Here is a 15125-nt window from a genome sequence, read left to right as displayed (position 1 = left end):
CTCCCGCTTCCTGATTCAGGCAACACATCCGCACCATCCCGTCCAACACGAACGACACGCGATGACACCCATTACAGTCCAACGCCCTACCCCTGAGCGCGTCAGCCAGCATCTTCGCGAGCGTCTGGAGAAGTCCGCGATCCGCTCACTGACCCCGCATGAAGAGAGCCTCCTGAAGAGCGAAGGACCGCAGGCGTTCGTCCTCAAGCAGTTGCTGTCGAAGAACTTCCGCAAGTGGTCCGTCAACCCGGACACGCAGAAGAACATCGCTCGGGCCGTGGACATCGCCGTCCGGGACCAGAAGCCCCTGCGCCTGGTCCACCCGATGGGCGGCTACAAGATCTGGCGCCTGCCCTCCGCTCCCGAGGTCGATTGGGCCGAGTTCTTCTCCATGGCCCACATGCTGCACTACCTGAGCGGCATCGCGGCGGCGTACGCCCCTGGCGTGCACCTGCAGTACTTCATGTACACGCTGCTGCCCCAGCGCCATGACAACCTCCCCGCCGACGATGTGCAGCGCTACGTCGACTCCTTCCAGGTGCTGCTGGACGCGTTCGGCAAGCACCTGCCGCCGAACGTGAAGCTCTCCATCGTCCGGGAAGACGACTTCTACAGCCGTGAGGAGTACTTCTCCCTGCTGGACGAGCGATACGAGATGATTGCTCCGGGGTTCAACGACTTCCCGGAGTCGCAGCGGAAGATCCTGCTGACGTGCTCCCGGCAGAACATCAAGTGGATGGGAGCCGAGGACTGGACCCGGCTGGCGGAGGCCGAGAAGGATGAGAAGGTCCTACGCGGCGCCGTCTACGAGATGGTGGGCAACTTCACCATGGACCGGACGGCCGAGTTCCTGGTGGGCGAGGACAAGATCATGGTCTTCGTCTCGAGGGGCCCGAGCAACATCGGCATCGGGAGCACGAAGTCCTCACGGGCCAAGTTCTGGATTGGCACCGGCGTCCTCGAGGACCGCGGCGGCGAGCTCTATGACACCGTGCTCACCCCCGGCCAGGTGGAGCGAATCGCGGAGGCGCCACGGTCGCTCATCGAGCCCGGCCTGCTGCCCCTACGCAACCTGGGAAGCGTGCAGGTGATTCACCAGCACCTGGACTTCTCCCAACCCTCCGGGCCCCTGCTGGGCACCGGCTAGTCGCTCTCTTCTTCCCCCCGTCCAACGAACAGCGTCGAGCGCGCGAGAACAGCCATGAGCCGCAGCGGAACTGAGATTGCCATCATCGGCATCGCCGGGCATTACCCGAAGTCAGACAGCATCAAGGAGTTCTGGCGTCAGGTGCGGGACGGTACCGAGTTGGTGACGTTCTTCACGGAAGAGGAGCTACGCAATCGCGGTGTCCCCGCCGAGCTCGCCTCCCATCCGAAGTTCGTCAAGGCCGCCGCCTTCCTCACGGAGATGGAGCACTTCGACGCCACCTTCTTCGGCATTCCTCCGAAGGAGGCGGCGCTGCTCGACCCGCAACATCGCCACTTCCTGGAATGCGCGTGGGAGGCGCTGGAGGACGCGGGCTACAACCCCCAGGGCGTGCCCGGGCGCGTCGGCGTCTACGCCGGCGCGGCGATGGACACGTACCTGCTCTACAACCTGATGCGCAACCCGGTGGCACTTGCCACCGACCCGCTCCAGCTCCAGCTGGCCAACGACAAGGACTATTTGACGACGCGGGTGTCCTACAAGCTCAACCTCCGCGGTCCGAGCCACCTCGTCCAGTCCGCATGTTCCTCGTCGCTGGTCGCCACCCACGTCGCGTGTCAGGCCCTGCTCAACGAGGAGTGTGACGTCGCCCTCGTGGGCGGCGCGTCCGTGCTCGTCCACACCCGGTACGGCTACATGCACACGGATGGGGGCGTGGCCTCCGTGGATGGCCACTGCCGCAGCTTCGACGCGGATGCCACCGGCACCCTCTTCGGCAGCGGCGTGGGCTGCGTGGTGCTCAAGCCGCTGGACCGCGCGCTGGAGGACGGTGACCACGTCTATGCCGTCATCCTCGGCACCGCCATCAACAACGACGGCAGTCTCAAGGCCGGATTCACCGCGCCCAGCATGGAGGGCGTCTCCGAAGTCGTCCTGGAGGCGCTGGGCAACTCCGGCGTCGAGCCCGACACCATTGGCTACGTCGAGGCCCACGGCACCGCGACACGGCTGGGCGACCCCATCGAGCTGCAGGGCCTGACGAAGGCGTGGCGCAAGTCCACGCGCAGGAAGCAGTTCTGCGCCATCGGCTCGGTGAAGACGAACGTGGGCCACCTGGACGCGGCGTCCGGCGTGACGGGACTCATCAAGGTGGCGCGGGCGCTGAAGGACCGCGTCATCCCGCCCAGCCTGCACTTCAAGCGTCCCAACCCGGCACTGGAGCTGCCGGAGAGCCCCTTCTTCGTCAATGATAGGACGCGCGCGTGGGAGAGCCAGGGCGGGCCCCGGCGCGCGGCCGTGTCCTCGCTGGGCATCGGCGGCACCAACGCGCACGTCATCCTGGAGGAGGCCCCGCCCCCGGAGGCGTCCACGCCCGCGGAGCCCTACCAGCTCCTGGTGCTCAGCGCGCGCACGGCCGGGGCGCTGCAGCGGGCCACCGACAATCTCGCCGAGCACCTGAGCGAACTGCCGGACCTGCACATGGGGGACGTGGCGTACACGCTGCAGACGGGACGCCAGCACTTCACCCACCGCCGCTTCGCTCTCGTGCGTGACGCGCAGGACGCACTCACCGCTCTCTGTACACCAGAGAGACTGCCGACGCGCCAGCAGGCCGCCCAGCGTCCCTCGGTGGCCTTCCTCTTCTCCGGGCAGGGCTCGCAGTACGCGGGCATGGCCGCCGGCCTCTACCGCAGCGAGCCCGTCTTCCGCGAGCACTTCGGTGCATGCGCCGAGCACGTGCGCGCCGTGCGAGGGGCTGACTTGCGCGCCCTCGTCATGGGCGATGGTGCGGGCGCCGACGAAAAGCTCAAGGCCACTGAGTGGACTCAGCCCTCCCTCTTCGCGGTGGAGTACGCGCTGGCCCGCATGTTGATGCACTGGGGCATCCGCCCCAGCGTGATGATGGGCCATAGCATTGGCGAGTACGTGGCCGCGTGCCTGGCGGGCGTCTTCTCGCTGGCGGACGCGGTGACGCTGGTGTGTGAGCGCGGCCGGTTGATGGCCAGCCTGCCCGCGGGGGCGATGACATCAGTACCCCTGGCGGAGGAGGCGGTGCTGTCGCTGCTGGGCCAGGAGCTGTCGCTGGCCGCGGTGAATGCGCCCGGCCGCTGCGTGGTGGCCGGCCCCCTCGCGGCTGTGGAAGCCTTCGAGCGGCGCGTCGAGGAGCGCGGCCTCAAGGCGCGGCGGCTGCAGACGTCGCACGCCTTCCACTCGTCCATGATGGACCCCATCCTGGAGGAGTTCACCCGGAAGGTGCGCGCGGTGGAGCGCAAGGCGCCGAAGCTGGAGGTGATTTCCAACCTCACCGGCAAGCCGCTGCAGGCCGAAGAGGCGACGGACCCGGCGTACTGGGCGCGGCACCTGCGCGGCGCGGTGCGCTTCTCGCAGGGTGTGACAGAGCTGCTGCGGAAGGCGGACCGGCTGGTGCTGGAGGTGGGCCCCGGCAACGCGCTGACGACCTTCGCGCTGCAGCACCCGGAGCGGGCCACGGGCGTGGTGGTGTCGCCCACGCTGCCGCACGCGCTGGAGCGCGAGCGCGACGTGCCAGTCCTGCTGGAGGCGGTGGGCAAGGCGTGGCAGGCAGGCGTGGAGGTGGACTGGAGGGCCTTCAATGGCCGGGCGAAGCGGCTGCGCGTGTCGCTGCCGCCCTACCCCTTCGAGCGCCAGCGTTACTGGCTGGAGCCCTCCTCCTCGCCGGGGGGCGCGTTGCCGGGCGCGCTCCTGACGGCAAGCGGCACCTCCGACGCCTCCGGTGACACGGAGCCACTCGCGGCCAGCGGCGAGCCCCCGGCGACTCCGGAAGGAAACCGCCCGGAGCTGCCCGTGGCCTACACCGCGCCGCGCGACGAGCTGGAGAAGGCGCTCGGCGCCCTCTGGACCGAGCTGCTCGGTGTCCACCCCATCGGTATCCACGACAGCTTCTTCGAGCTGGGCGGTGACTCCGTCATCGGCCTCCAGCTCATCGGTGCCCTGCGCAGCCGCTGGCGCGTGGAGCTGGCGGTGCGCCAGTTGTTCGAGTCCCCCACCGTGGCCCAGCTCACGGAGCAGGTGCGAAGCCGCCAGCATGCCCAGCCCGCCGTGTCCCTGCCGCCGCCCGTGGCGGGCCGGCGCGAGGGCCCCTTGCCGCTGTCATCCGCGCAGCAGCGCCTGTGGTTCATCGACCACCTCCAACCAGGGAGCGCCTTCTACAACATCCCCGCCATCCTCCGGATCGAGGGCCCCGTGGACGAGGCGGCGCTGCGGCGCGCCTTCGACGCCCTGGTCCAGCGCCATGAAGCGCTGCGCACCACCTTCGCCTCGCAAGAGGGACAGGCCGTCCAGATCACCCACCCGCCGGCCCCGGTGCCGCTCCCGGTGGTGGACCTGCAAGCACTGCCCGAAGCGGCCCGCGAGGGTGAGGCCCGTCGGCTCGCGTTGGAAGAGCTGGGCCGCCCTTTCGACCTGGGCACCGGCCCGTTGCTGCGCGCCACCCTGCTGCGCCTGGAGGGTCAGCGCCACGTGCTGGCGCTGGTGATGCACCACATCGTCTCCGACGGCTGGTCCATGGGTGTGCTCATCCGCGAGATGGCCACGCTCTACCTGACCTTCCGCGCCGGCCAGACGCCGTCGCTGCCGGCGCTGCCCATACAGTACGCGGACTATGCGCTGTGGCAGAGCGGTTGGCTGACGCGGGGCGAGGTGCTGGAGAAGCAGCTCGCGTACTGGAAGCAGCAACTCGCCGGTGCCCCCGCCGCGCTGGAGCTGCCCACCGACTTCCCGCGCCCACCCGAGCAGTCCTTCCGTGGCGCGGCCCTGCCCGTCCACCTGTCTCGCACGCTCTCGGAGGCGGTGAAGGAGCTGGCCCGCCAGCAGGGCGCCACGCCCTTCATGGTGCTGATGGCCGCCTGGCAGGCGCTGCTGCACCGCTACAGCGGGCAGGACGACATCGTCGTCGGCTCGCCCATCGCCGGCCGGCGCCATGCCGAGCTGGAAGGCCTCATCGGCTTCTTCGTCAACACGCTGGTGCTGCGCACCCAGCCGGGCCGGGCGGCCTCGTTCCGCGCCCTGCTCGCGCAGGCACGTGACGTCACCCTGGGCGCGTACGCGCACCAGGACGTGCCCTTCGAGAAGCTGCTGGAGGAGCTCCAGCCCGCGCGAGACCTGGGCCGCAACCCCGTGTTCCAGGTCGTCTTCGTCCTCCAGAACGCCCCCCAGCCCGCGCTGGAGCTGCCGGGCCTGAAGCTGGCGCCCGTGGACCTGGACCCGGGCATCTCCCGGTTCGACCTGGAGCTGGCGCTCTTCCCCTCGGAGGAGGGCTTCCACGGCCACCTGACCTACGACACCGCCCTCTTCACGCGGGCCACCACCAGTCGCATCGCGGGCCACCTGCGCGTGCTGCTGGAGAGCGCAGTGGCCTCACCGGACGCGCCCCTGGCCACCCTGCCCCTGCTGTCCCCCGAGGAGCGGCGGCAGTTGCTGCGGGGCTTCAACGCCACCCGCGACACCTTCGCCGCGGACACGTGCCTGCACACGCTCTTCGAGGCCCAGGCCGCGCGCACCCCTGGCGCCATCGCCGTCGTCTTCGAGGACCAGCGCCTCACCTACGCGGAACTGGAAGCACGCGCCAACCGGCTCGCGCACCACCTGCGCTCGCTGGGCGTGGGTCCCGAGGTGCCGGTGGGCATCGCGGTGGAGCGCTCGCTGGAGCTGGTGGTGGGCCTGATGGCCATCCTCAAGGCCGGCGGCGCCTACCTGCCGTTGGACCCGGCCTACCCGAAGGACCGTCTCGCCTTCATGTGCGAGGACACCCGGGTGCCGGTGGTGCTCACCCAGCGCCACCTGCGCGACGGCCTGCCCACCGGCAACGCCCGGGTGCTCTGCCTGGACGAGCCCTCCCCGGCCTGGGCCCACGCGCCCGCGCATGCGCCGCGCTCGGACGCACGGCCCCACAACCTGGCCTACATCATCTACACGTCGGGCAGCACGGGCCGGCCCAAGGGCGCGCAGCTCGAGCACGCCCAGGTGGTGCGGCTGTTCCGCGCCACGGACGCCTGGTTCGACTTCGGCCCGCGTGACGTGTGGACGCTGTTCCACTCGTACGCCTTCGACTTCTCCGTGTGGGAGCTGTGGGGCGCGCTGCTGTACGGCGGCAAGCTGGTGGTGGTGCCCTTCGAGGTGAGCCGCAGCCCGGTGGACTTCCACGCGCTGCTGCGGCGCGAGGGCGTGACGGTGCTCAACCAGACGCCGTCCGCCTTCCGCCAGCTCATCCACCACGAGGAGCGCACGGGCGAGAGCGGGGGACTGGCGCTGCGCTACGTCATCTTCGGCGGCGAGGCGCTGGAGTTCGCCAGCCTCAAGCCCTGGTACGCGCGGCACGCGGAGAACGCGCCCCGGCTCGTCAACATGTACGGCATCACCGAGACCACGGTGCATGTGACGTATCGGCCCCTGGCCGAGGTGGACGCGCGCGAGGCGCGGGGCAGTGACGTGGGCGTGCCCATCCCGGACCTCCAGGTGTACGTGCTGGACGAGCACCTGCAGCCGGTGCCGGTGGGCGTGCCCGGAGAGATGTACGTGGGCGGCGCGGGCCTGGGCCGTGGCTACCTGGGCCGGCCGGAGCTCACCGCCCAGCGCTTCATCCCGGACCCCTTCAGCACCACGCCCGGGGCGCGCCTCTACCGCAGTGGCGACAAGGCGCGGTGGCGGGAGGACGGCTCGCTGGAGTACCTGGGCCGGCTGGACTTCCAGGTGAAGATCCGCGGCTTCCGCATCGAGCTGGGAGAGATTGAAGCCGCGCTGCTGGCGTACCCGGGGGTGCGCGAGACGCTGGTGCTGGCGCGCGAGGACGCGCCGGGCCACAAGCGGCTGGCGGCCTACGTGGTCCCCGCTCCGCCAGCGGGGACGGCGGGCGGAGGGACGTCCGCGCTGGATGTGGCGGAGCTGCGCAGCCACCTGCAGCAGCGGCTGCCCGACTACATGGTGCCGTCGGCCTTCGTCCTGCTGGAGGCCATGCCGCTGACGCACAACGGGAAGGTGGACCGCAAGGCGCTGCCCGCGCCAGACGCGTCTCGCTCCGAGGTCCGGGCCAACTTCGTCGCGCCTCGCGACGAGGTGGAGCAGCGGCTGGCGGACATCTGGGCCGCGGTGCTGGGCCAGGAACGGGTGGGCATCCACGACAACTTCTTCGAGCTGGGCGGCGACTCCATCATCAGCCTCCAGGTGGTGGCGCGCGCGCGTCAGGCAGGTCTCCTCCTGTCCGCGCGTCACATGTTCCAGCACCAGACGGTGGCCCGGCTCGCCCTGGTGGCGAAGCCCGCCGCCGCGCCCGTGGGTGAGCAGGGCCCGGTGACGGGAGCGGTGCCCCTCTCCCCCATCCAGCACCGCTTCCTCCAGCCGGGCGTCGTCGACCCGCACCACTTCAACCAGTGTGTGCTGCTGGCCACCCGCCAGCCGCTGACGGCCACGGTGCTGGAGCAGGCCTGCCAACACCTGGTGGCCCACCATGACGCCCTGCGCCTGCGCTGGCTGCGGGACGAGAGCGGCACCTGGCGGCAGGAGAACGCCAGCCCCGAGGAGGCCCGCTTCCACCTGGAGGAAGTGGACCTGACCACCGTCGCCGCCGGGCAGCAGCCCTCCGCCCTGGAGGCCCATGCCGCGGGGTTCCAGGCGCGCTTCGACCTGGGCCGCCCGCCCGTGCTGCGCGCCGCCCTCTACCACCTGGGCGGTGGCCAGCAGCGCCTGCTCCTCGTCATGCACCACCTCGCGGTCGACACCTTCTCCTGGCGCGTGCTGGTGGAGGACCTGGAGTCCGCCTGTCTCCAGCTCCAGCAGGGCCGCGCGGTGGCGCTGCCAACCAAGACGACCTCCTTCCAGGCCTGGGCCCGGCGCTTGACGGACCTGGCGCGCTCCGAGGCGCTCCGCGCCGAGGCCCCACTGTGGTTGGAGGCGGTGCGGCTGGACGTGCCCCGTCTGCCCACCGACGCGTCCGGCCCCGACACCCAGGCGTCTGGCCGTGAAGTGTCCGCCTCGCTCGAGGTGGAGGAAACGCGGCTGCTGCTCCAGGTCGTACCGGGGGCGTGGCGGGCCCACATCGACGACGTGCTGCTGGCCGCCCTGTCCCAGGCGCTGGCCGAGTGGACGGGCCAGCCTCGCGTCGGCGTGCACCTGGAAGGCCACGGCCGCCAGGAGGAGCTGCTGGGCGACGTGGACCTGTCGCGCACGGTGGGCTGGTTCACCTCCCTGGTTCCCCTCTGGCTGGAGCTGCCCGGGGGCGGCACCTCCGGTGATGGACTGCGCGCGGTGCGGGATGCGCGCCAGCGGCTGCCCCGTCAGGGCGTGGGCTTCGGCCTGCTCAAGTGGCTGGGCCCGCCTGAGCTGGCGTCGCGGCTTCAGGCGCTGCCCGTGCCCGAGGTGGCCTTCAACTACCTGGGGCAGGTGGATGCCTCGGCCACCGCCAGCCGACTGTTCCATCTGGTCTCCGAGCCCGTGGGCCGGACCGTCTCGCCCGCGACCTCGCGCGAGCACGCGCTGGAGATCAACGCCTCCGTGTTGGAGGGCAGGCTGCGGCTCGCCTTCCACTACGGTGCCCACCGGCACACGCCCGCCACCATCGAAGCGCTGGCGCGGCGCTTCCTCCACCACCTGCGCACCCTCATCTCCGAGCGTCACGGAGAAGACGCGCGCCGCTTCACGCCGGGCGACTTCCCGCTGGCGGCGCTCTCCCGCCCAGCGCTGGACCTGCTTCTCCAGCAGGCTGGCCCGGACGTGGAGGACGTGTATCCGCTGTCCTCGCTCCAGCAGGGCCTGCTCTTCCACGCGCTGATGGCGCCCGAGTCCACCGCCTACTTCGAGCAGGCCGCCTGGACGGTGGGCTCTTCCCTGGAGCCGCGGGCCTTCGTCGATGCCTGGCGGGCCAGCGTCCAGCGCCACCCCGTCCTGCGCACATCGTTCCACTGGCAAGGCCTGGAGACACCGCTCCAGTTGGTGCACTCGCGTGCCGAGCTGCCCTACGAGGAGCTCGACTGGAGCGGCCTGCCAGAAGCCGAGCAGAGGAGCCGCTTCGAGCAGCTGATGCGCGAGCACCGGGAGCGTGGCTTCGCGTTGGACCGGGCGCCCCTGATGCGCCTGACGGCCGTCCGGCTGGGGGGAGATACGGTGCGCTTCCTCTGGAGCCACCACCACCTGCTGCTGGACGGCTGGAGCATCGGCCTGCTCCTGCAGGACGTGGCGGCCCTCTACGCGGCCGCCGCCGCTGGCCGAGAGCTTCCTCCGCAACCCCGGCTGCCCTACCGCGCCTATATCGAATGGCTCGCGGGCCGGAATGCCTCCAACGACGAGGCGTGGTGGCGCGCGTACCTGGACGGGTTCGCCTCGCCCACGCCCCTGCCCGCGGACACGCACGCGCCCACCGCGTCGGGCGAGCGGGCGTCGCACACCGTGATCGAGCAGGACCTGTCCACCGAGGTGACCGCCGCGATCCAGCGCTTCTCCCGCGCGCACCCCATCACCCTGCACACGCTGGTCCTGGCCGCGTGGGCGTTCGTCCTCTCGCGCCACTCAGGCGAGGAGGACGTGGTCTTCGGCAACACCGTGTCTGGCAGGCCGACGGAGGAGCTGCCCGGTGTCGAGGAGATGGTGGGCCTCTTCATCAACTCGCTCCCGGTGAGGGTGCGCGTTCCCTCACCCGCGACGCCGCTGGTGTCCTGGCTGCAGGCGCTCCAGGCACGGCAGCTCGAGCAGCGCCAGCATGAGCACACGCCGCTCGCCCGCATCCAGTCGTGGAGCCAGGTGCCCCGCGGCGCGCCGCTCTTCGAGTCCCTGCTCGTCCTGGAGAACTACCCGCGCGATGCCTCGCTGGGGACTTCCACGCTGAGCGTGCGCGACCTCGCGCTGTTCGAGCACACGCACTACCCCATCACCCTCATGGTCATCCCCGGTGACGCGCTCCGCGTGCGCCTCATCGTGGAGGAGTCCCGCTTCGAGCGGGGCAGCCTGCCTCGACTGCTGGAGCACTGGCGCCTCGCCCTCGAAGGGCTGGTCACGGCGGAGCGCGTGGGAGACCTGCGCCTGCAGACCGGGGCCGAGCGACGGCAGGTGCTGGTGGACTGGAACCGCACCGGCCCCACGCCTCCCCAGGACGGCGCTCTGCACTTCCTCTTCGAAGCCCAGTCGGAGCGCACCCCGGACGCCACCGCGCTGGTGGTGGGCACCCAGCGGCTCTCCTACCGGCAGCTCGAGGAGCGCTCCAACCAGCTCGCCCACCACCTGCGCTCTCTGGGCGTGCGCCCCGAGGTCCCGGTGGCCGTGTGCCTGGAGCGCACCCCAGAGCTCGTCGTCGCCCTGCTCGGCATCCTCAAGGCCGGCGGCGCCTACGTCCCCCTGGACCCCTCCTACCCCGCGGACCGCATCGCCTTCACCCGCGAGGACTCTCGCAGCCCCGTGCTGGTGACTCAGCACTCGCTGGCCGAAGGCCTGCGCATGGCCGGCACCCACCAGGTGCTTCTGGACGGCTTCGCGGCCGTCGCTCACCACCCGACGCTCCGGCCCTCTCGCCTCAATTCCCCCTACCACCTCGCCTACGTCCTCTACACCTCCGGCTCCACCGGCAGGCCCAAGGGCGTCGCCCTCGAGCACCGCTCCGCCGTCGCCTTCGTCCACTGGGCTCTGGCTACCTTCAGCCACGAGCAACTCTCCGGCGTGCTCGCCGCCACCTCCGTGTGCTTCGACCTGTCCGTCTTCGAGCTCTTCGTCCCCCTGGCGTGCGGCGGCCGCGTGTACCTGGCCGACAACGCCCTCTCCCTTCCCTCGCTGCCCGCCGCGCAGGAGGTGACGCTCGTCAACACCGTCCCCTCCGCCATGGCCGAGCTGGTACGCATGAAGGCTCTTCCCTCCAGCGTGCGCACAGTCAACCTCGCAGGAGAGCCTCTGCCCTCGGTGCTGGCCCAGGCGCTCTACTCCTCCGGCTCCGTGCACGGCGTCTACAACCTCTACGGCCCCACCGAGGACACCACCTACTCCACCTACTGCCTCGTGCCCCACGACTCCGCACTGCCCCCCTCCATCGGCAGGCCCCTGGCCGGCACCCAGGCGTACGTCCTCGACTCCCACGGCCATCCCCAGCCTCCGGGCGTGCCCGGCGAGCTGTTCCTCTCCGGCGCAGGCCTCGCTCGGGGCTACCTGCGCCGCCCCGACCTCACCGCCAGCCACTTCGTCCCAGACCCATTCTCCTCCACCCCGGGCGCTCGCATGTACCGCACCGGCGACAAGGTGCGCTGGAAGCCGGACGGCACGCTGGAGTACCTGGGCCGCCTCGACTTCCAGGTGAAGCTGCGCGGCTTCCGCATCGAGCTGGGCGAGGTGGAGGACGCCGTGCGCTCCCTTCCCTCCGTCCGCGACGTGGCCGTGCTGGTGCGAGAGGACGTACCGGGCGACAAGCGCCTCGTCGCCTATCTCGTCCAGGACTCCGCCTTCGACGTCGCCGCGCTCCGCGCGCACCTCCAGAAGCGACTGCCCGCCTTCATGGTGCCCTCCGCCTTCGTCCTGCTCCCGGCGCTACCTCTGACTCCCAACGGGAAGCTCGACCGCAAGGCCCTGCCCGCACCGGAGTCCTCCGTCGGCTCCTCCACTCATGTGGCCCCGCGCAATGAGGCCGAGAAGCTCCTGGCCGCGCTGTGGAGCGAGGTGCTCCGGGTGGAGCGCGTCGGCGTACACGACAACTTCTTCGAGCTGGGCGGCCACTCGCTGCTGGCCACCCAGGTGGTCAGTCGCGTGCGCCAGGCCTTCCAGCGCGAGCTGAACCTGCGGGCCTTCTTCGAGGCGCCCACCGTGGCGGGCCTCGCGGAGCGCCTGGGAGCCGCCGCCCTCGCCTGGGCCCCGGCCCTCATCCCCGTGCCACGCACGGGCAATCCGCCGCTCGCCTTCGCTCAGCAGCGCCTCTGGTTCATCGAGCAGCTTCGGCCCGGCACTCCCACCTACAACCTTCCGGCGGCCCTCCGCATGGAAGGCCCGCTCGACGTCGAGGCGCTGCGGCGCGCGTTCGATGCGCTGGTGCGCCGCCACGAGGTGCTGCGCACCACCTTCCGCGACGAATCCGGCAGCCCCGTGCAGCTCATCCATCCGCCCGCGGCCTTCCCGCTGGCGGTGGAGGTCCTGTCCTCGCCCCCCGAGGACGAGGCCCGGCGGCGCGCCGCCCACGAGGCCACCCTCCCGTTCGACCTGGCCCGCGGCCCGCTGCTGCGCGCCACCCTGCTGCGCCTGGGCGAGCAGCGACACGTGCTGCTGCTGACCATGCACCACATCGTCTCCGACGGCTGGTCCATGGGCGCCCTCGTGCGGGACATGGCCGCCCTGTACCAGGCCTTCCACGAGGACCGGCCCTCCTCCTTGCCCGAGCTGCCCGTGCAGTACGCAGACTATGCGCTCTGGCAGCGCGAGTGGCTCCAGGGCGAGGCCCTGGAGTCGCAACTGGCGTGGTGGCAAGAGCAGCTCTCCGGGGCGCCTCGAGCGCTGGAGCTGCCCACGGACCATCCCCGTCCCCCCGTGCAGTCCACTCGCGGCGCCTCGCTGCCGGTGCACCTGCCGCGGCCGCTCGCCTCGGCGCTGGAGGCCCTGTGCCGCCGGGAGGGCGTGACGCCCTACATGGCGCTGCTGGCGGCCCTCCAGGCCCTGCTGAGCCGCTACACCGGCCAGGACGACATCGTCGTCGGCTCACCGGTGGCGGGGCGTGAGCGGACGGAGCTGGAAGGCCTCATCGGCTTCTTCATCAACATGCTGCCGCTGCGCACCCGGCTCTCCGCGCGGAGCTCCTTCCAGGCCCTGCTGGCCCAGGTGCGCGACACGGCGCTCGATGCCTTCGCCCATCAGGCGGTGCCCTTCGAGCGGCTGGTGGACGCGCTGCACCTGGAGCGCGACCTGAGCCGGCCGCCGCTGGTCCAGGTCGTGTTCGCCCTGCAGAACACGCCCATGCCCACGCTGGAGTCGGGCGGGCTGACGCTCACGCCGATGGGACTGGAGAGCCACACCTCCAAGTTCGAGCTGATGCTGTCCCTGGAGGAGACGGCCGACGGCTACCGCGGCATCCTGGAGTACAGCACCGACCTGTTCGAGACCCAGACGGCCGCGCGAATGCTCGGGCATCTGGGCGTGCTGCTGGAGACCGCGGTGACGCGGCCCGAGCTTGCCGTGGGCGCGCTGCCGCTGCTGCCCGAGGCCGAGCGCCGACGCATCGTCCAGGAATGGAACGACACCGCCGGGGACTACCCGCGCGAGCTGCACCTGCACGACCTGTTCACCGCCCAGGCCCGGCACACTCCCGACGCCGTCGCCGCCGAGCTGGGCGACGCCACGCTCACCTACCGCGAGCTGCACCTGCGCTCCAACCGCCTCGCCTGGCACCTGCTTTCGCTGGGCGTCGGCCCCGAGCAGAAGGTCGCCTTCTGCCTGGAGCGCGGCTTCGACCTGCTCGTCGCCATGCTCGGCGTCCTCAAGGCCGGCGCCGCCTACGTCCCCATCGACCCCGAGTACCCCACCGACCGCGCCGCCTTCATGCTGCGCAACTCCGGCGCCTCCATCCTCCTCACCCACGAGCGCCTCAAGGCCGGATTCCCCACCGAGGAGCTGCTCATCCTCTGCCTCGGTGAGGGCGGGCTGGACCTGGGCACCGGCCGCGAGGACACGCCCGTCACCACCGTGCGGCCGGACAACCTCGCGTACATCATCCACACCTCCGGCTCCACCGGCCGGCCCAAGGGCGTCTCCGTCCGTCACGGCCCCGCCGTCAACCTCATCCACTGGGTGAACACCACCTTCGGGGTGGATGCCAGCGAGCGGCTGCTCTTCGTCACCTCGCCCTGCTTCGACCTGTCCGTCTACGACGTCTTCGGCATCCTCGCCGTCGGTGGCACCATCGTCATCGCCACCGAGAAGGACCTGAAGGACCCGGAGCGGCTGGCCTCGCTGCTGCGTGAGCGGCGCATCACCTTCTGGGACAGCGCTCCCGCAGCGCTCCAGCAGCTCGTGGCGCACTTCGGCGACGGCGGCCCCTCGCTGCGCCTCGTCTTCCTGTCTGGCGACTGGATTCCCCTCACACTGCCGGACGCCATCCGCGCCCGCTTCCCCAACGCCCGCGTCACCAGCCTGGGTGGCGCCACCGAAGCGACCATCTGGTCCAACTTCTTCCGCATCGGTGCGCTCGAGCCCACGTGGACGTCCATCCCCTACGGCCGTCCCATCACCCATGCCCGCTACTACGTGTTGGACGACCACCTCCAGCCACAGCCCGTGGGCATCGCGGGTGACCTCTTCATTGGCGGTGAGTGCCTCGCCGACGGCTACGCCAGTGCTCCGGCCCTCACCGCGGAGCGCTTCATCCCCGACCCGTTCAACCCGTCCGCCGGCGCGCGCATGTACCGCACCGGTGACCGCGCCCGCTTCTTCTCCGACGGCAACATCGAGTTCCTCGGCCGCGCCGACCAGCAGGTGAAGGTCCGCGGCTTCCGCATCGAGCTGGGTGAAATCGAGGCCGTACTGGCCGAGCACCCCTCCGTGCGCGAGGTGGTGGTGGACGCCCGCGGGCCCGCGCGGGGCGAGCGCCACCTGGTGGCCTGGCTGGTGGCGCGCCCCGACGAGAGCCTGCCCACCGTGTCCGAGCTGCGCCGCTGGGTCACGCGCAAGCTGCCCGAGTACATGGTGCCCTCGGCCTTCCTGCCCCTGGAGGCCATCCCCGTCACCTCCAACGGCAAGCTGGACCGCAAGGCCCTGCCCGAGCCCGACGGCGCCCGCCCGGCGCTGGAGCGTGAATTCGTCGCGCCGAGCACCCCGATGGAGCAGGCCCTCGCCGCCATCTGGGCCCAGGTGCTGGAAATCGACCAGGTGGGCGTCCACGACAACTTCTTCGAGCTGGGAGGCCATTCGCTTCTGGCCACCCGGGTGAGCGCACGCGTGCGCGAGTCGCTGAAGGTGGAGCTGCCCCTGAGGGAGCTCTTCGAGACGCCCACGGTGG

Annotated in this window: 2 protein-coding genes (1 of these 2 running past the window's edge); both read left to right on the top strand. The window is 71.0% G+C overall.

Annotated features, from left to right (window positions below; genetic code table 11):
- The first annotated feature begins 61 nt into the window (after positions 1–61).
- Complete coding sequence (locus OV427_RS44630; protein ID WP_267862338.1) at positions 62–1147, top strand: hypothetical protein; 1086 nt, start codon at positions 62–64, stop codon at positions 1145–1147.
- Between the two features lie 54 nt (positions 1148–1201).
- On the top strand, positions 1202–15125 hold the 5' end (the start) of the coding sequence (locus tag OV427_RS44625; RefSeq protein WP_267862337.1) for a non-ribosomal peptide synthase/polyketide synthase. Its footprint extends 19970 nt past the window's final position; the window shows 13924 of its 33894 coding nt (coding positions 1–13924); it begins with the start codon at positions 1202–1204; its stop codon lies beyond the right edge, outside the window.

Source organism: Pyxidicoccus sp. MSG2, from assembly GCF_026626705.1.
Classification (GTDB): Bacteria; Myxococcota; Myxococcia; order Myxococcales; family Myxococcaceae; genus Myxococcus.
The sequence above is the reverse complement of the archived record's forward strand: the minus strand, read 5'-3'. Positions and strand labels throughout refer to the sequence as shown.